Annotated in this window: 11 protein-coding genes, 11 tRNA genes and 1 rRNA gene (1 of these 23 running past the window's edge); all 23 read right to left on the bottom strand. The window is 48.4% G+C overall.

Translation table 11 applies throughout. From position 1 onward, the window contains the following. Positions 1–10: 10 nt before the first annotated feature. Complete coding sequence (locus ACFOLF_RS20495; protein ID WP_379114524.1) at positions 11–340, bottom strand: PadR family transcriptional regulator; 330 nt, start codon at positions 338–340, stop codon at positions 11–13. A 705-nt stretch (positions 341–1,045) separates the two neighbouring features. Continuing rightward, entirely contained in the window at positions 1,046–2,506 is a 1,461-nt protein-coding gene (locus tag ACFOLF_RS20490; RefSeq protein ID WP_210047172.1) for a caspase family protein, read from the bottom strand. Positions 2,507–2,782: 276 nt separating this feature from the next. Continuing rightward, the gene (locus ACFOLF_RS20485) at positions 2,783–2,950 is read right to left on the bottom strand and encodes a hypothetical protein (protein WP_379219487.1); all 168 of its coding nucleotides are present in this window, start codon (positions 2,948–2,950) and stop codon (positions 2,783–2,785) included. Between the two features lie 177 nt (positions 2,951–3,127). Continuing rightward, positions 3,128–4,960 carry a glutamine--fructose-6-phosphate transaminase (isomerizing) gene (gene glmS / locus ACFOLF_RS20480; RefSeq protein ID WP_210047173.1) on the bottom strand — a complete coding sequence of 611 codons (1,833 nt, stop codon included), beginning with the start codon at positions 4,958–4,960 and terminating at the stop codon, positions 3,128–3,130. A gap of 836 nt (positions 4,961–5,796) precedes the next feature. After that, a complete protein-coding gene (gene glmM, locus ACFOLF_RS20475) occupies positions 5,797–7,143 on the bottom strand; it encodes a phosphoglucosamine mutase (protein WP_210047174.1) in 1,347 nt (448 codons plus the stop codon). Between the two features lie 144 nt (positions 7,144–7,287). Beyond that, entirely contained in the window at positions 7,288–8,976 is a 1,689-nt protein-coding gene (locus ACFOLF_RS20470) for a CdaR family protein (RefSeq protein WP_210047175.1), read from the bottom strand. After that, on the bottom strand, positions 8,969–9,808 hold the full coding sequence (gene cdaA / locus ACFOLF_RS20465; RefSeq protein ID WP_210047176.1) for a diadenylate cyclase CdaA: 840 nt from the start codon (positions 9,806–9,808) through the stop codon (positions 8,969–8,971). Before cdaA ends, ACFOLF_RS20470 begins: the two co-directional genes overlap by 8 nt. Positions 9,809–10,039: 231 nt before the next feature. After that, positions 10,040–10,663: a zf-HC2 domain-containing protein gene (locus ACFOLF_RS20460; RefSeq protein ID WP_210047177.1), complete on the bottom strand. Its 624-nt coding sequence runs from the start codon at positions 10,661–10,663 to the stop codon at positions 10,040–10,042. Positions 10,664–10,778: 115 nt separating this feature from the next. Further along, positions 10,779–11,345 (bottom strand): RNA polymerase sigma factor SigW, encoded by a 567-nt coding sequence (sigW, locus tag ACFOLF_RS20455; RefSeq protein ID WP_210047178.1) that lies wholly within the window; start codon positions 11,343–11,345, stop codon positions 10,779–10,781. 226 nt (positions 11,346–11,571) lie between these two features. Further along, positions 11,572–14,379 carry a phosphoenolpyruvate carboxylase gene (gene ppc, locus ACFOLF_RS20450; RefSeq protein WP_210047179.1) on the bottom strand — a complete coding sequence of 936 codons (2,808 nt, stop codon included), beginning with the start codon at positions 14,377–14,379 and terminating at the stop codon, positions 11,572–11,574. Between the two features lie 286 nt (positions 14,380–14,665). After that, a tRNA-Gly gene (locus tag ACFOLF_RS20445) sits at positions 14,666–14,739 on the bottom strand. A gap of 7 nt (positions 14,740–14,746) precedes the next feature. Then, a tRNA-Pro gene (locus ACFOLF_RS20440) sits at positions 14,747–14,823 on the bottom strand. Positions 14,824–14,850: 27 nt separating this feature from the next. Then, positions 14,851–14,927 (bottom strand) — tRNA-Arg (locus tag ACFOLF_RS20435). 6 nt (positions 14,928–14,933) lie between these two features. Then, positions 14,934–15,008, bottom strand: a tRNA-Gly gene (locus tag ACFOLF_RS20430). Between the two features lie 356 nt (positions 15,009–15,364). Then, positions 15,365–16,225: an ABC transporter ATP-binding protein gene (locus tag ACFOLF_RS20425; protein WP_210047180.1), complete on the bottom strand. Its 861-nt coding sequence runs from the start codon at positions 16,223–16,225 to the stop codon at positions 15,365–15,367. Positions 16,226–17,036: 811 nt separating this feature from the next. Beyond that, positions 17,037–17,121: transfer RNA gene (locus ACFOLF_RS20420), tRNA-Leu, on the bottom strand. A gap of 36 nt (positions 17,122–17,157) precedes the next feature. Then, positions 17,158–17,233 (bottom strand) — tRNA-Lys (locus ACFOLF_RS20415). Positions 17,234–17,241: 8 nt separating this feature from the next. Beyond that, a tRNA-Gln gene (locus tag ACFOLF_RS20410) sits at positions 17,242–17,316 on the bottom strand. A 6-nt stretch (positions 17,317–17,322) separates the two neighbouring features. Then, a tRNA-Val gene (locus tag ACFOLF_RS20405) sits at positions 17,323–17,398 on the bottom strand. A gap of 10 nt (positions 17,399–17,408) precedes the next feature. Next, positions 17,409–17,483, bottom strand: a tRNA-Glu gene (locus tag ACFOLF_RS20400). 60 nt (positions 17,484–17,543) lie between these two features. Continuing rightward, positions 17,544–17,619: transfer RNA gene (locus tag ACFOLF_RS20395), tRNA-Thr, on the bottom strand. A 5-nt stretch (positions 17,620–17,624) separates the two neighbouring features. After that, a tRNA-Asn gene (locus ACFOLF_RS20390) sits at positions 17,625–17,700 on the bottom strand. A gap of 123 nt (positions 17,701–17,823) precedes the next feature. Continuing rightward, positions 17,824–18,799, bottom strand: a 23S ribosomal RNA gene (locus ACFOLF_RS20385); it runs 1,954 nt beyond the window's last position.

Below are 18,799 nucleotides of genomic sequence, written 5' to 3'. Positions count from 1 at the left end.
TCAACACTCCTTATAATAAGTTTTCAAGCACGCGCTTTGCGTACTCCCAGTTGCCCTTGTTGCGGGCGTAAGCAGCCTTGCCCTTTTCGGTAATCCTGAAATATTTACGCCGTCCACCCTGGGATTCATCGCCCCAATACCACTCGATATCCTCGTCCACCTCAAGCCGCTTGACGCTGGAGTACATCGTGGCTTCCTTTAATTCATACTCGCCGCCTGAGCGCTCGGCAATCAGCTTGACAATCTCGTACCCGTAGCGGTCCGCTTCGGATAAGAGCCGTAAAATCATCGTATCGGTATGCCCGCGCAGCAGGTCGGATGTAATTTTGTTCTCGCTCATCTCATCACCTCCGCATCTGTATAATACGACATACTACTTTGACTGTCAAGGTAATATTTTAAATTAGGTACTTGGGTTGAAAAGTAAGCTATAAGGCAGCCCGTGTAAAGAACATAAATTTACCGATACCCACTCCGACTTATACATCGGTGTATGCATCGGTATGAATGTAGTAATCTGCGCCATTTAACCCTCAACTGCCTAGCGAGTCCTTAAACCTGAATACCAGCTTGCTTATCCGACGTGACTGTGACGGAATCAACCGCCGCTGCCCATAGACGCTCGTCGAACTCTTTAATGATCAGTGGCGGTTTCGAGTATCAGGTTGCTTTAGCAATCAGAAACCGCCGGCAAAGGCATCACCCGTGATCTGGAGATTAATCGTCTGTCCATTACTACCATCGGCTTTCCAGGTTTTATCATGAACCTCACGGCGAACGATAGTTAAACATATAAAGGGTTCCACATATTAGTCATGCATAATATGTGGAACCCTTTATTTTATTTGATATTTCTTAAGTTTAGGTCTTAATAATTTCAATCCAATACTTTATTTTCACTGAACACAAGATCATGTCATGTGATAAAAAAGTCTGGAACCATTTTAATTGATAATGCTGAACTTCCAGCTTCTCGTGATAAATGCGAAAATCGTAAAGTGTGGAACCATTAAATATCCCTATATAAAGAAAGATGGAAACCGTGTTATTCAGGTACCTTACCATTTATCTCTATACGGTAGGGATCAACGTTAGAGTAATATTTTTTCCTATATCCAATAAAGGTTACATCGGAAATAGTACCCTCAGTAACTTGAAAGCTCAATTTTTCAATTCGCTCGACAGTACCAGTCAATATCAGGTGCCCCACTGCAATAACCCGAATCCTTGTCAATTTATACTGTTGATTCTGAAGATTTGCAATTAAATTTTCAATTACTGGCTTAATACTGGCGTTCGTGGGATTACTTATCAAGCTCTCTAATAACTTATCCCCAATCGAAGAGAGTCGCTCTTCTCTATGATCGCCAAATAATATTCTATTGGCACGGATAGTGGCAATTTCATCAGCAGAAAAAGTTCTGCTATGTCCACCCCCGTATGCCATATCCATCATTGCCGATTCATGGTTACCTTCCACCTTATGTAACTCAACTTCCATTTTTTCACCTGAACTACCTGATGTGATATTCAAATTCACAACTCTAACTAAACATGCTTGATTTCTTACTGCAAAACCAACAGTATTCTTTTGTTCGTTTAACTTGCGAAACTCATTTTCTACTTCAGAAGGCGGATTACTCATGGTCAACTTATATTCACCTGATCTAACCTCAGAAAAATTATCAAATTCACTACTTATATTGCCTATCCAGTAACTCATTCCTGAGTTATCAACATGTGTTTCAGGACTAAGTTCGGCGCTTTGTTTCTCATCGACCCTCGTCAGTATTCTTCTTATTTCGATAGGTTGCCCAGTTACCGTAGACGAAGAAAGTACGGGAACTTGAACACCAGGTTGAAACTCATTAGACAACTTTGTAGAAATGAAAGAGTAAAGATTATAAACGTCAATTATCCCATTTGAATTTGCAGCCATGCCAGACAAACCTTGAATCAGATAATCAGTAAAAGCACCATGACCGTTACGATCATAGGCAGATTGATGAGATTGGCATGCCGCGATTATTATTTTCCCTGAACCTGTTAATGTGAGCCCCCTTAAAATATCCTGGCTTCGAGCGATAGAACCACTATGACAAGTATCAAAGAAACTAATGATTACTTTTGCATTTGAGTTATCTATTAAACTCTTAACATCAGCCATTTTTATCATGGATTCATCCGTTTTTTGAGGCTCACCTTCAACTGGAACCAAGTATCCTTCTCCTTGATGTAAGTAGCCATGTCCCGCCCAAAAAAGGAAGAGTACGTCTTCGTTTGTTGCACTTTCAAAGAATTCTTTTAATGCCGCGGCTATTATCGCCTTTCTTGAAATAGTTCCTGTAAACTCCTGTACATCAGTAATACGGAAATATGATGGGGTCTCCATTAACAAACGTTTTACTTCACGAACATCATTCATTGTATTGGGTAAGTCCGGAAAAGAAGGAGAAATATTATTATCTACGGCTACTAAAAATGCTTTGTGTGCGATTAAAAACATCCCCTATTCATAATATAACTATCTGCAATATATAAATCTTACTCCAATATTATCTTTTGGCGAAAGCTACTGATTATCAATATATTCCTGACATACGTCACAAAGTCCATCAGTTCGTTGGTTGATTATTGAGCCACACCTAATACATTCACCAACTGAATTTGAATAACCACAATGAAAGCATTTTCCCAGCTCATATTTCCCATCATCTTCATTCGACAAAAATATTGTAAATTGATGACATGACTCACATGCATATTCGGCTATCTCTTCTTCTTAAACTTCTGGCATATGTTCTTTAATAGTATTCTCAATAATTTCCTGAAGATTCGTCAGCCCTGAAACATAAAGCTTATCGCTTGTAAGAGGCATATAGTTTGTTTGATCCTCATTGTATTTCATCTGATTTTTCTTTCTGATTTCTCGGATTCGCTCCCCTAGCATTGGCTACCATCCCTTCTGAATAAAAATGTCCCGATGACCTAACAAGCATCATCGGGACTGTTCTAGTGGTTCCACACTTTTGTCACGGGTTCCACACTTTTAACGTTGGTTCCATACATTTTTACTGGTTCCACACATTCTTATCACCAGACAAATACTTTATTTTCTTCTTCGCAACTACTCCACAGTCACACTCTTCGCCAAATTCCTCGGCTTATCAACGTCATTTCCGCGCGCAAGCGAGGCATAGTATGCCAGGAGCTGCAGCGGTACAACTGACAGCGCCGGCGACAGAAGCGGCAGTGTCCGGGGAATCGCGAACAGCTCATCGATCGATTTTCCGACCTCGACCTCGGTTCCCTCATTAACCAAACCGAGTACATGTGCGCCGCGCGCTTTTACTTCTTTAATGTTGCTGAGAGTCTTCTCGTACAGATCCTCCTGGGTGATCAGTGCAATAACCGGAATGCCTTCTTCGATCAAAGCGAGAGTACCGTGCTTCAGCTCGCCTGCCGGGTATGCCTCTGAGTGAATGTAAGAAATTTCCTTCAGCTTGAGCGACCCTTCCTGAGCAACTGCGAAGTCAATGCCGCGGCCGATGAAGAACAGATTGTCGTGCTTTGCCAGTGATTCCGCTACCTGCTTCAGCACTTGTGCTCTCTCCAGAATGCTCTCCACCTGCTCCGGCAGCTTCTGCATAGCGACAAGCACATCAGCGATCCAATCCTTATCGCGCGTTCCAAGCGTATCCGCCAGGAATAAACCATACAGCATAAAAGCAATCAGCTGCGAGGTGTACGCTTTTGTCGATGCAACTGCAATCTCAGGACCCGCCTGCGTGATTATCACATCGTTCGCTTCACGCGACACTGAACTGCCCACAACATTCGTAATAGCCAGCACGCGCGCGCCGCAGCGTTTTGCTTCACGCAGGGCAGCCAGCGTATCCGCCGTTTCACCGGATTGGCTCACAACTATGACAAGCGTTTCAGGCGTTATAATCGGAGAACGATAGCGGTATTCCGAAGCGACATCAATCTCAACCGGAATACGGGCCAGACTTTCAATAAGCGATTTGCCAACCATGCCTGCATGGTAAGCCGTTCCACAGGCGACAATATGCACATTGCGAATCCCGCGGATTTGCTCCGGCGTCATGCCGATTTCCTTCAGCTCCACCGATCGTCCGTCTGCCGAAATTCTGCCCATCATTGTGTCACGATAAGCTTTAGGCTGCTCATATATTTCTTTCAGCATAAAATGATCAAAACCGGCTTTTTCCGCCGTTGTCAAATCCCAATCGACATGAAATATTTCCTTGGAAATAACTTCGCCCTTAATCGACCTTAATTCGACGTTATTATTCGTCAGAATAGCCATTTCACCATCATCTAAAATGTAAACATTGCGTGTATGCTCCAAGATTGCCGGAATGTCCGAGCCAATGAAATTCTCGCCTTCCCCGATGCCGATCACAAGCGGACTTGCATAACGCACGGCGACCAGCCGGTCCGGCTCGAATTCCGTTAACACGCCCAGCGCAAAAGCGCCACGCATCCGTTTCACAGCACGCTGAACGGCTTTAACGATGTCGCCGTCATACTCCTCCGCGACCAGGTGAGAAATCACCTCGGTATCCGTTTCCGACAGAAAATGATGCCCTTTTGCAATCAATTCATCCTTCAGATCGAGATAGTTCTCAATAATGCCGTTATGCACGACCGAGAATTTGAACGAATTGTCGGTATGAGGATGGGAATTCTCATCGGATGGCTTGCCGTGCGTCGCCCAGCGTGTATGTCCGATTCCTACTGAACCGCGAAGCTCGTCTCCAACAAGCTTTTCTTCCAATGCGGCCAACCGGCCTTTGGACTTGCGTACTTCCAATCCCTTATCCGTGAAAACGGCAATACCCGCAGAATCATAACCGCGATATTCCAGTTTTTTCAATCCATCAATCAAAATTTGCTGCGAATCCCGTTTACCGATATATCCTACGATTCCACACATTTTAATAGACCTCCGTTTGGGGTAGTATTCCCGAAAGAAACGGATGCCAACACATTTGTGGGACAGCACAGTCTATGGTTGCTGTCGATTTCAGGAAAGCATACGATTAGACCGTATACCAGCTGATATTTCAAGAAACCGTTCGTCTTATGCCACCCTCTTCAGTTTGGCATCGTAAGCAAACGGGCACAAATAGCAAGTTTCAAACATACTTAAAGATGAGCGCAAAACAGCCTCCGTTGCTGCTTGCGCCTTCAATCGTCACTATCGCATCTTACCGACCCTTTGTACGACTGGTCGCCCTGTCGATTTGGGAATCGGCTTTCGGTCAAATGCATGACCGGGAGGTCCCCGCCGAACAATCCGAACACCTCCACCTCGTCAGCTTGCCGCTGTCCACCGCAGGAACGTTATACAAAATCAAAATAAACCGTTCTGCAGCAAGACGATCACGCGCAAGCTCTGGCGCTTGTAAAGCTAATTGGCCGCTATCCTCGCTTTCATTTCTGGAATCATACTTCTTATCATATTCATTTTAACCGAACGGTGCAACTGCAAAATTTTCAACACATTTACATTCACAACATTTCCCCCTAAAATGCTTCCCTTCTATCTGGTATCGGCCCACTATTCTCCAACCATCGGAGCAAAGGAGGATATATGATTGATGCGCAGTGTCCCGCTTCAAGGCGCTTGCTTTAACAAAATAAAAAGGCGGTTCTAATGGCGCATTCATCTTCTGCGCCCTTGGAACCGCCGTCCGAAACTTTATAATTCATTATTCCATGAGGCTAATCATTCATTCCATTAATCCGTAATGCCGTGAATAATAAATCTTATACCCCGCCAAGCTCGGCTCTTACCGTATCTGCGATCTGCCTCACATACGCTTCCACCTGGCTTTTATCCGGACCTTCCGCCATGACGCGGATCAGATGCTCTGTGCCCGAAGCACGTACAAGCACACGCCCATTGTCACCCAGCTCCTGCTCCGTTTCCGCGATAATAGCAGCAATAGCAGCATTGTCCTTGTACATCGTCTTATCGGCCACGCGCACATTGACCAGCACCTGCGGGAACTTGCGCATCAGGTTCTTCTGCTGACTCAATTTTTTTCCGGAGCCCACCAATGTGTTAACAAGCTGAAGAGCCGTAAGAATGCCGTCTCCAGTCGTATTGTGATCGAGAAAAATAACGTGGCCGGACTGCTCTCCACCCAGATTGAAGCCGTTACGGCGCATTTCCTCCATCACATAGCGGTCGCCAACGGCCGTCTGTGCCGTCTTGAGACCATGCTTCTGGGCAGCTTTGAAAAATCCGATATTGCTCATTACGGTCGTTACAACCGTATCGCCCTTCAGCGTACCTTCGCGCTTCATCGCATCAGCGCATATACAAAGAATAAAGTCGCCATCGACCTCTTCGCCATTCTCATCCACTGCAATCAGCCGGTCCGCGTCGCCATCAAAGGATAATCCAAGATCGGCGCCATGCTTCAGCACTTCCCCGCGCAAATATTCAGGATGCGTGGAGCCGACGCCGTCGTTGATATTAAGCCCGTTAGGTTCAGCGCCGACTGTGATGACCTCCGCACCAAGCTCACGGAATACCGTCGGAGCGAGCGAGTAGGCAGCTCCATTGGCGCAATCCAGGACAACCTTAAGACCCATGAATGAATGCTTCACTGTTGTTTTTAGAAAATCAAGATACAATCGCTGCGCATGCACATCCTCGGTCACGGAGCCAATCCCTCCGCCTTCCGGACGAGGCAACTGGTCTGTCGCTGCATCCATCAGCCGTTCAATCTCGAGCTCCGTCTCATCCGAGAGCTTGAAGCCGTCACCGGCAAAAAATTTAATTCCATTATCCTCAACCGGATTATGCGAAGCCGATATCATAACGCCTGCATCCGCGCCCATGATGCGCGTCAAATAAGCGACGGCCGGCGTAGACACCACTCCCAAACGTACGACGCTTGCTCCGATAGACAGCAACCCTGCGATCAGCGCCGCTTCAAGCATAGGGCCGGAAATCCGGGTATCAAGTCCGATAAAAACCTTTGGTCTCTCAGCCTTGCCGGCAAGTACATAACCGCCGCAGCGGCCGATTTTATAAGCGAGCTCCGGCGTTAATTCGCGGTTGGCAACCCCGCGCACACCGTCTGTTCCAAAATATTTACCCATTGTAGAGTATCCCCTTTTAACCTTGAATTCTATATCTTTATGAATAATGACATTATTTCCTATGGTATAAGATACAGCAGCATTCTGTTACTATGTATAGGTGAATACTGCTCAAAGAGCATCACGAATGATCAATGTATAGGTTTATGGATTAGTTCCGCTACCAGCGCTGCTTTCCCCACTATCGGGCTGCCCGCTATTCGTTCCGTTACCGCTGCTGCCCTCACTGCTGCTGTTATTACTACTGTTACTGCCGCTGTCATTGGGATTCGTGCCTGGATCTGCACCCGTATCCGTATCCGTTCCTGAATCCGGGGAATCTTCATTCCCATCCACAGAGCCGGGGTCGAGGGTTCCCGAGGAACCGTCGACCCCACCACCTGAACTGTTCGCCGGATTATTGCCTGAATCCGCATTGCCAGTCCCTGCCGGAGTACCTGGATCTTCATTAGCCCCAGTATTCCCCGCACCCGTATTTCCTGCGTCCCCGGGATTCCCCGTATTTCCGGTCCCGGCATCCCCTGTCTCATTCCCCGTCGTATCTGTAGAACCGTCTCCGGTCCCGGGGTCCGTTCCGCCAGCGGGCGGATCGGTTGTTGCCGCTTCATCCGTAATCTCTATTGTGACCGTAATCGGAATGGAGCTTGTCTGCTCAACAAAGCTCGGCAAATGCACATCCAGAGGCACAATATGGCTTCCCGGGCCAAAGCCATTCAAGTCGGCGATGAGCTGAACATCGCTGGCTCCGACACCAGCCAGCACGCTTGTTGCCCCTCTTACAGGCAGATCGACGGTCCCCGTCTCCGGAATAGTAATCTTGGCCTTCAGTCCATCAGAGAGTGAGATGAAGGTCACCTTCAGCTGCGTGAGTGTTTTAACAGAAATCGGTACTAAGGTATATTTTATCGTCACCTTCGAAGGATCGACTGACACAATCCCTTCTTTTGGAGGGATATTGAGCTCAATCGTACCTGATTGAGACAGCTTCGACAAGTCCACATTAATACCATCGTAAAAATCATACTTATCGAGCTCGTCCTGGGGCCCATATATCGATACCTGGTCCACGCTTGGGACGAATGTGTCCATAGCCAGGCCATCCGGCAGCTTGCCGGTCAATCCAATTTGCAGAGGCACCCTTTTGAATGGCATCGTAATCGGAATCTCTACCTCGACAACACTTGGAGTGGCAATGGCTTCGGGCATTTCCTGGCCTTCTTTGTCCAGCACAACGACCTTGACCTTCTTCTCGCTAATTGTCGATTCTTCATCTTCCACGGATACCTTGCCCCCGACAAAACCGACATCCTCCATGATACCCTCCGGCAGCGTGACATGAACGCGGTTGTTCGGCTTCACGATCGGCTGACCGAGCTTATATCCGTTGGCAGGCGTTCCCTCCGTCTGCACCTGGAACTCAAATTCCTTCGTAATCAACCGCTCCAATACGACCGTAACCGTGCTCGGCTGCTTGGACACAATCTCCATGCCCTTGGGCTTGCTGATCGAGATAGGAAGCACCTGGCTTCCTTCCTTGGCCTCGCTCACGTCTACAGTTACTTGAAAGTCATCCGGCGTCGTTTGCAGCAGGCTCGATCTGGGCGCCCGAACCGTCAGCTGCACAGCCGTTGGCTCGACCAGACGAAGCGAATAATTATTCTCATCAAGTCCAACTGCTTTCACCTGCACCGCCTCGTAATCCTTGACCTCCGTAAGGGAGGCGACTGAATTTGGAGACCGTTCGGAATCAAAATGGACGACTGCCCACAGCAGAATGCCAAGCGCGAGCGAAATGATTTTCAGAGCGGTTGGATGACTGAGCCATTTATCCATTCTCTTCGCCCCCTTTCCGTCTCCAGAAAGGCCGTTTCGATCCAGTATTCTCTTGTGCCTTGGGATTCGGATTAAGCTCCTCAAACAGCTTGGAAATCAATGACTCTTCCTTGATATCGCGGACAATCATGCCCCCTACAGCCAGCGAGACCTGTCCCGTTTCCTCCGACACGATAACCGAGACCGCATCGCACACTTCCGTAATGCCGATGCCGGCACGATGCCTTGTTCCAAGCTCCTTGCTGATAAAAGGATTCTCCGACAAAGGCAAATAACAGCCAGCCGCCATGATCTGATTGCCGCGCACAATAACCGCACCGTCGTGAAGCGGCGCATTAGGGATAAAAATATTAATCAGCAGCTCGGAGCTGACCATCGATTCCATTCGAATACCCGACTCAATATAGTCGGAGAGGCCTGTGCTGCGTTCGAATACAATCAATGCCCCGATTTTGCGTTTCGCCATATAGTTGACGGCTTTAATCATTTCCCCGATACGCTCGCTCACATCACGTTCAACTACGGAAGAGCGGGCAAATAGCTTGCCTCGCCCCAGCTGCTCCAGCGCACGCCTGAGCTCCGGCTGAAAAATAATCAGCACCGTCACGACCCCAAAGGTAAACATTTGGTTCATTAACCATTTAAGTGTATATAAATTAAACCAGGTACTAATGGCCCATGTACCAACGAGAACGAATATTCCTTTGAGAAGCTGGACCGCCTTGGTGCCGCGTACGAGCAGAATCAATTTGTAAATAATATAACTGACAATGGAAATGTCGATAATGTCCTTGATCCAATCTTTCCAGGTCAAATCTGCGAAATAGCTCATATGTCAGCCCCCAACAACCAATTGCACAGGTCCTCTATCACATATATCGGATACTTAACCTTATTATCTTCTAGAAAAGAGGATATAAACCCTTTTTTTGCGTTAAGAATTTATCAGAATTTTAATATTCTTCTGTTTGCCTTGGCGGGCAAACTCTATCCACCTCCTATAGCTATCCTTTAAGCAAGCTTTGGGCACAAAAAAACCTCCCGCATGAGGGAGGCAGTGGAATCAATAAGCCAAGCTGCTGATCGAATGTGAAACTTTGTACCAAAACCAGTCAAGCGCTTGGTCGATTGTTTTCACTTTCCCCGAGATATGGGCCGTCGACGCTTGGTACAGCGAGCCCTCGATAACCGTCACATCTCCATTCACTTCGCCGAGTACGTTGGCTTTTCCATTCTCTATAATTAAATTGCCGTTCACATGCGCGCCTGCTGGAACAGTCACGGTATCCCCGTTGATAACCACGTGGGAAAGATCCGTTCCACGCACCGTCAAATCTGTATTCTCTTCCCACATGGCAAGTGTGCTTGAGAACATCACAAGAGCAAAGACTGCCGCTACCGCGATAGCAGGGTGATTGCGAAGCCAGCCGGCCCAGCTTGGGCGGTTCCGCTTGACAGGCAGCGCGCTCATGATCCGCAGTTTAAGATCATCGGCTTGTGTTTCCTCAGCTTGTGGTCGAAAATCAATCAATTTATGGGTGAGCGCTTCTGTTCGCTCCAACTGCTCGAATCGTGCTCTACATGCCGGGCAGGAGAGCAAATGGTTCTTTAGCTGTAAGACATCTTCGCGGGGAAGCTCGTCGTCTAGATAATCATGCATCCATACAATGGCGACATTGCAATTCATAGCAGCCATTCCTTTCTTCAGTGTAACTCACAGCAGTATACGATACGTATGGTCGACGATGATGTTTCACTTTTTTTGAGAATCCGCTACGGTCATCTCTTATCCTGACCCTTGATTATAACTTATGCTCGAGCTTCTTGCGGAGGAACTCCCGGCCGCGGTGCACACGTGTTTTCACCGTCGTAACCGGCATTTCCAGCACATCGCCAATCTCCTGCAGGGACATCTCCTGAAGATATCGCAGCACCATCACAGATTTATACTTTGCCGGCAGCGTCTCTATAGCCTGGTGGATAATACGCTGCGTATCCGACAGCAGCAGCTCGCTCTCCGGCGTCTTGTCGTCGCTTGGGATCATCGCGTAACCATCCAGACCTTCGTGCTCACTGGATTCGGCATCCAGCGAATAAACCGGCTTCCGCTTACGAAGCCGATCGATGCACAGATTGGTCGCAATCCGGTAAATCCAGGTCGAGAATTTCATTGTATCATCATAGCGATCCAGATTTTTGTATACCCGCAGAAAAGCCTCCTGAACGACATCCTCCGCTTCCTGGCGGTTATACAGCATCCGGTATGCCATATGGTACAGCTTATCCTGATACATATCGACGATCTCCGCAAAAGCCCGCTGATCGCCTCTTAGTGCCAATTGCGCTAACCGCGCCTCAACTGATTTCACTGTTTCTCCTCCAGACACGCCGCATGCTCCAACTCCCGTCCGGTTGAACGTGCGGCTGCACCGATCCTGACAAGGATCGAACCGATACCTGACGCTCATGCAAAAACATTATGATACTTATTTGAATCCTGATTAACTCTGGAGTATACGTCAAAGGACCGGACGTAAGCGGAGGGACTCCTGCCGCCGGGCGTCCGGCCCTTTAAACAAACGTATCGGTTATTGATCAGCCCGTATTGCGAAGGCCGGCTGCAATGCCATTGATAGTCAGCAGCACCTCACGCAGCAGTTCCGGATCATCCTCTTCACCACGGGCTCGCGCCTCGCGCAGCTCCAGAAGAAGCTGTACCTGCATGTAGCTCAGCGGATCCACGTACGGATTTCGCAGGCGGATTGATTCTTGAATAACCGGCACATTATCCAGAATTTCAGCTTGACCTGTTATTTGTAGAATGAACGAAGACGTCCGTTCATATTCCTCTTTAATTTGTGTGAAAATACGCTCCCGGATCGTGCTGTCCGTAATCATATCCGCGTATTCCGCGGCGATCTGCAGATCCGCTTTGGCCAGCGCCATTTGCAAATTATCGATCAGAGACGTAAAGAACGGAAACTGCTCATACATTGCGCGCAGTGTTTCCAACCGTTTCTCATCATCCTGCACATATTCCTGCAGCGCCGTACCGGCCGCATACCAGGCTGGCAGCAAATAACGGCTCTGCGTCCAGGCGAATACCCACGGAATCGCCCGCAGATCCTCGAAACGGTCACTGTTCTTCCGCTTCGATGGACGGGAACCGATATTAAGCTCGCCGATCTCCGGCAGCGGAGTAGATTCCTTGAAGAAGGTCAGGAAGTCGGGATCCCGGAAAATCAGATCCTGATATTTGCGCAGCGCAGTTTCCGATATTCCTTTGGAAATTTCATCCCACTGGGCGACATCTGCAGCTTCCTGCTCCGGATAATTCGCCAGCCGCGCCGCGGTTATCAGCGCCCATGTTGCTTGCTCCAGACTGCGGTAAGCAATGCCTTTCATGGAATAACGGGACGAGAGCACCTCGCCCTGCTCCGTTATTTTTATTCCGCCGCCCACCGTATGCGGCGGCTGTGCGAGGATACTGCGGTTCAACGGCATGCCGCCGCGTCCTAGCGCACCGCCGCGACCATGGAAGAATTTCAGCTTCACGTCGAATTTCTTCGCCGCGCTCGTAATGGCATTCAATGCCACCCGCAGCTCCCAGTTGGCGGTAACAGCTCCGCCGTCTTTATTGCTGTCGGAGTATCCCAGCATAATCTCATGCAGATTGCCTCTGGCCTCAACCGCCTTGCGATATACCGGCAGTTCAAACAACTTCTCCATAATTGCCGGGGCTTCATGCAGATCGTCAATGGTTTCGAACAAAGGAACAGCCTGCAGTGTGCAGCGGACATGCCCGCCGGTCTCCTGGCGGAACAACCCGACTTCCTTCGCAAACACCATCACTTCCAGCATATCGCTAGCGCCCTGTGTCATACTGATCAGATAGCTGGAAATACAGTTCTCACCAAACTCTTGTTGAGCGCGATAAATCGTACGATACACATCTAGACACTCCTGCGTTCCTTCCGAATATTCAAAATGAGGGGAAGTCAGCGGACGCGGATCATTCAGCAAGCGATGAAGCAGCTCAATTTTCTCTTCTTCATCCAGCGAGCCGTAATTCTCCACGATGTTCATATTGGCTAGCACTTCAGTCATCGCATTCTCATGCTCTTGGCTGTGTTGACGCACATCAAGCGCGGCAAGATGGAAGCCGAACAATTCCACTTGGCGAATCAGCTTACGGATATGCGTATCAGCCACATAATCGGCAAAGTGATGGCGCAGACTGCGGTCGATAACGAGGAGGTCTTCCTTCAACTCATCAGCGCTGTTATAACGCAGCGGCGAGTTTTTCAGCGTATCGTTATGCGTATTTACAAGCTTCTCAATCATATAGCAGAGTTTAATTTTATATGGCTCATTCTCATTGCGCCACAGCTCGATAGTGCGAAGCTCCACATGCTGGCGGTCCCTTTGAATGGAATCCACCAATTCTTCAGAGATTGTTACGATATTCGTACTGAAGCTCAGCTGCCCCATCAACTCACGAAGCAATTCATCATATTTCTCAAGCACAAGCTCACGTTGAAGCGTCAGGGTCTCCCAGGTAATTTTTGCCGTAACCGATGGATTGCCGTCACGGTCGCCGCCGATCCAGGAGCCAAATCTCAGGTAAGCAGGCACATGCCAGCGCTCATCCGGATAATACTTGTCCAGGCAGCGTTCGAGCTCTTCATATACGCTTGGGAGCACTTCGAAGAGAGTCTCGTCAAAATAATACATGCCATTGCGCACTTCATCGATAACGGTCGGCTTACGATCGCGCAGCTCATCCGTTTGCCAAAGCGTAAGCACCTCGTTCAGCAGCTTCTCACGAAGCTTCTCGCGTTCACGGTAGGTGAGCGACGGATTGTCGAGCTCCATAACTTCATGGGCGATGCGCTGATGGATGTCCAGCACGGCACGACGAGTGGCTTCCGTAGGATGGGCAGTCATGACCAATTCCAGGGAAATCCCCTCAATCATCGTCTTGACCTCATCAACGGCTATTCCCTGCTCCCTCAGTACCTGAACAGCGCTTTCGATGGAACCGGGCTGAACAGTTTCTCCTGCAGAGCGTTCATAGTCCCGTTTGCGCCGTATGCGGTGATTCTGCTCGGCAATGTTGACAAGCTGAAAATAAATCGCAAAGGCCCGGATGACTTGATGGCGAATTTCAGGGCTTAGCGCATCAATAACTTTTTTAAATTCATCAAAAAGCTCCGGAAGAAACTCAGCCCGCAGCGCCTTGCTCATTTCACGAATTTTCTCAACGATCTCAAGCAGTTCATGCCCGCCTTGGTGAACGAGCACATCGCCCAATATATTCCCCAGAAAGCGGACATCGCGCCGTAATAAATTGTTTGAGTGCGGCCGGTTGGCCGTCACAGCAGATGATTCTTGTTCCGACATCTTGATCCTCCTCAGATTCTGCTTAAAGCAAAACCTTTCCATAACGTATTTAAATCCGACAGATAAAAGTAACCAGAGAAGGTCCAAAGGTTAGCATTCCATTGCATCACCGATTACCGTCAGCAGAGCTTCGCAGACGGTTTTTTCACTTTTATTATCATACTACAAATTACGGAGCGGTTGAAGCTTTTTCATGGATGTACCTAAAAATCCCGTCGAATCCTGTAATACTCTGAAATGTAAAAAAAAGAAACCCTGAGATCAGAGTTTCTGGTTATTTGTTTAATGGAGCGGGTGATGGGAATCGAACCCACGCTATCAGCTTGGAAGGCTGAAGTTCTACCATTGAACTACACCCGCGCAGAAATGGTCGGGACGACACGATTTGAACATGCGACCCCCTGGTCCCAAACCAGGTGCTCTACCAAGCTGAGCTACGTCCCGTCAATGATTTCTGCAATTTTGTGAAAATGGCGTGCCCAGAGAGATTCGAACTCCCGACCTTTTGATTCGTAGTCAAACGCTCTATCCAGCTGAGCTATGGGCACTAATTATGGAGCGGAAGACGGGAATCGAACCCGCGACCCTCGCCTTGGCAAGGCGATGCTCTACCGCTGAGCCACTTCCGCATGTTTTGTGTCAGTCGCTTTATCTCAAGCGCGACAAGTAATAATATATCACGCTAACTGGGAGAATGCAAATGTTTTTTCAAAATAAAAATATTCAGATTATTTAAACGCATACTTCTAATTATTCCCATGTAAAAGGCAAGTTAATCCTGCTCTTTATAATTTATAGCCCTTTATAAATCTCATGCTTATTGCTTTGGTCCATTCATAATCACCAACAGTAGTATACAAAGAATTGCAGGTAGTCCCTATGTATAAAAAGGACAGCCCGATGCGTTTAACGGCATCAGCTGTCCGAATTGCCAGTTATGGCCGCATAGAAGCGCATCAGAGCTGTTTTAAAGCATCAGAACATCTTAAGCTCCTGCAATCGCCATTAATGGCAAATTAACCTCTTCCTGCTCGTGATTCGCCTCTGCTGAAAGTTTATCCTGCCCTGCCAGGGAGTATGGCAAGCAAAGCGGCAGGCCAGTCCGGGGATCGGGAATAATATCCGCTTCGATGCCAAAGACATCACGCAGCACATCGGGGGTCATAACAGCACTAGGCGCCCCTTCGCCCGATACTTTACCCGCCTTGATCGCGATCATATGATGCGCATAGCGGGAAGCGTGATTCAGATCATGCACCACCATTATGATTGTGCGGCCTGAGCTTGCATTAAGTTCCTGCAGCAGTTCCAGCACTTCAAGCTGATGAGCCATATCCAGGAAAGTCGTAGGTTCATCAAGGAACAAAATATCAGTCTGCTGGGCAAGCGCCATTGCGATCCATGCTCTCTGGCGTTGACCTCCGGACAGTTGGTCAATAGGACGATCCACAAATTCAGTCATTCTTGTTGATTCAATGGACCATTGAATAATGGACCGGTCTTCGCGGGTTAAAGAGCCGAAGCCTTTTTGGTAGGGAAATCTGCCATATGAAACGAGTTCAGATACAGTCAAGCCATCGGGAGCGGTCGGGTTTTGAGGTAAAATAGCGAGTTGTTTTGCTACCTCACGCGTCGATTGTTTGTGAATGGATTTGCCATCAAGCATAACTGCTCCGTTAACCGGAGACATGATTCGCGCCATGGTTTTCAATATCGTGGATTTGCCCGAACCATTAGCGCCCACCAGGGCTGTTATTTTCCCTTGTGGGATGGCCACGTTGAGATTATCCACAATAAGTCTGTTCTCATAGGCGATGTTTAATTGCGATGTCGTCAACCGAATCACTAAAATCCGCTCCCTTCAAAACCCTTGCATTTATTTGATAGTGATAATTATTCTCATATCATATAAGAATGATAACCATTCTCAAGTCATTCGTCAAGAGATGTTTTAATTTTCCCTCGAAATATTATAGACGATGTTACATTTTCTAGAACTTCATACTCAGCTCATGCACGGAGTCTTATTTCCTCAATCATGCGGCATAGAGATCGATAATTCACTATCCATCTTTCGGGAGGGTATTGGTACGCGCCAGGAGATGTATAACGGCGTTCTGCATCGTTATTCGAGTTGCTCTCAGCAAGTTGTCGATGAACAACGTCTGTAAGGAATCTTGGATCTGCACAACGGGTCTCCCTGAATAAAGCCGTTGCCGCTAACTGCAAAAGCCGACTCGGCTAGAAGTCTCAAAAATGGGCAAGTTCCGATCGATCGGATTGGCTGAACTCGTTCCTACTATCGAATTTTCAAAGCCATGGCTTGCAGCTACCGGTGAAATTGTTACAGCCTGCATGAATACGGGGTTTTATCAGCTGCGCATAGCATACAGGGGTGAAAGCTTCATTGCTGATGTTGCAGCTTTATGGAGAAGCGTCAGCAAGTGAAATTAACCGACATTCTTCGATAGATCCCATTATGTTTATTATCGAACCCGTCTAAAAACATGAAAATCCGATTGTTCTTAAAAGAACAATCGGATTTTCGTGTTTGGCTAACTTAACTCACCTAATTATTTAGGTGGTCAATTTACAGAACGTAGGCCTGATTCAGAAAATAAAAAAACCCTTGAAATCTCAAGGGGTTGAATTCAATATGGTGCGCGTAGAGGGACTTGAACCCCCACGTCGTGAAACGCCAGATCCTAAGTCTGGTGCGTCTGCCAATTCCGCCATACGCGCACGTTTGTTGCAAGTCCATTTTCAGTAGGCAGAAAATGGTGAGCCATGAAGGACTCGAACCTTCGACACCCTGATTAAAAGTCAGGTGCTCTACCAACTGAGCTAATGGCTCAAAATAAATGGCTGGGGATTCAGGGATCGAACCTGAGAATGACGGAGTCAAAGTCCGTTGCCTTACCGCTTGGCTAATCCCCAGCATTATGGTGGAGGCTGACGGGATCGAACCGCCGACCCTCTGCTTGTAAGGCAGATGCTCTCCCAGCTGAGCTAAGCCTCCAAATATGCAGTGGTGACCCGTAGGGGAATCGAACCCCTGTTACCTCCGTGAAAGGGAGGTGTCTTAACCGCTTGACCAACGGGCCGCGATAGCTGGCACTCCGAATTCCTTTCGGAGCCTGCTCATAAAACCTTACCCATTAAAATGGAGCTCTCAACCGGATTCGAACCGGTGACCTCATCCTTACCATGGATGCACTCTACCTACTGAGCTATGAGAGCAAGAATGGCTCCCCGAACAGGACTCGAACCTGTGACAACTCGATTAACAGTCGAGTGCTCTACCAACTGAGCTATCAGGGAACGGTAATACTTCGGGTGGTTACACCCTGAAAACTGGATACGAACGTTTGCGAAACGTTTAGGGGCTTGATTCCCTCCAGCCCTTCGGCTGACGGGTGGAACAAGACTGCTCTTGTTCCGGTGTAGGATAAGCCCTCGACCGATTAGTATTCGTCAGCTGCACATCTTGCGATGCTTCCACCTCGAACCTATCAACCTGGTCGTCTACCAGGGGTCTTACGAATTGGGAAATCTCATCTTGAGGGGGGCTTCGCGCTTAGATGCTTTCAGCGCTTATCCCGTCCGTACGTAGCTACCCAGCGGTGCTCCTGGCGGAACAACTGGTACACCAGCGGTACGTCCATCCCGGTCCTCTCGTACTAAGGACAGCTCCTCTCAAATTTCCTGCGCCCACGACAGATAGGGACCGAACTGTCTCACGACGTTCTGAACCCAGCTCGCGTACCGCTTTAATGGGCGAACAGCCCAACCCTTGGGACCTACTTCAGCCCCAGGATGCGATGAGCCGACATCGAGGTGCCAAACCTCCCCGTCGATGTGGACTCTTGGGGGAGATAAGCCTGTTATCCCCAGGGTAGCTTTTATCCGTTGAGCGATGGCCCTTCCATTCGGTACCACCGGATCACTAAGCCCGACTTTCGTCCCTGCTCGACTTGTAGGTCTCGCAGTCAAGCTCCCTTATGCCTTTGCACGCTTCGAATGATTTCCAACCATTCTGAGGGAACCTTTGGGCGCCTCCGTTACATTTTAGGAGGCGACCGCCCCAGTCAAACTGCCCGCCTGACACGGTCCCCCTACCGGCTTCACGGTAGTGGGTTAGAACTCCGATACGATCAGGGTGGTATCCCAACGGTGCCTCCACCGAAGCTGGCGCTCCGGCTTCCCAGGCTCCCACCTATCCTGTACAGATCGTACCAAAGTCCAATATCAAGCTGCAGTAAAGCTCCATGGGGTCTTTCCGTCTTGTCGCGGGTAACCTGCATCTTCACAGGTATTAAAATTTCACCGGATCTCTCGTTGAGACAGCGCCCAAGTCGTTACGCCATTCGTGCGGGTCAGAATTTACCTGACAAGGAATTTCGCTACCTTAGGACCGTTA

Source organism: Paenibacillus sepulcri (assembly GCF_042647105.1).
GTDB classification, from domain to species: domain Bacteria; phylum Bacillota; class Bacilli; order Paenibacillales; family Paenibacillaceae; genus Paenibacillus_Z; species Paenibacillus_Z sepulcri.
Note: the sequence above shows the minus strand (reverse complement) of the source record. Positions and strands in the feature narration are given on the sequence as shown.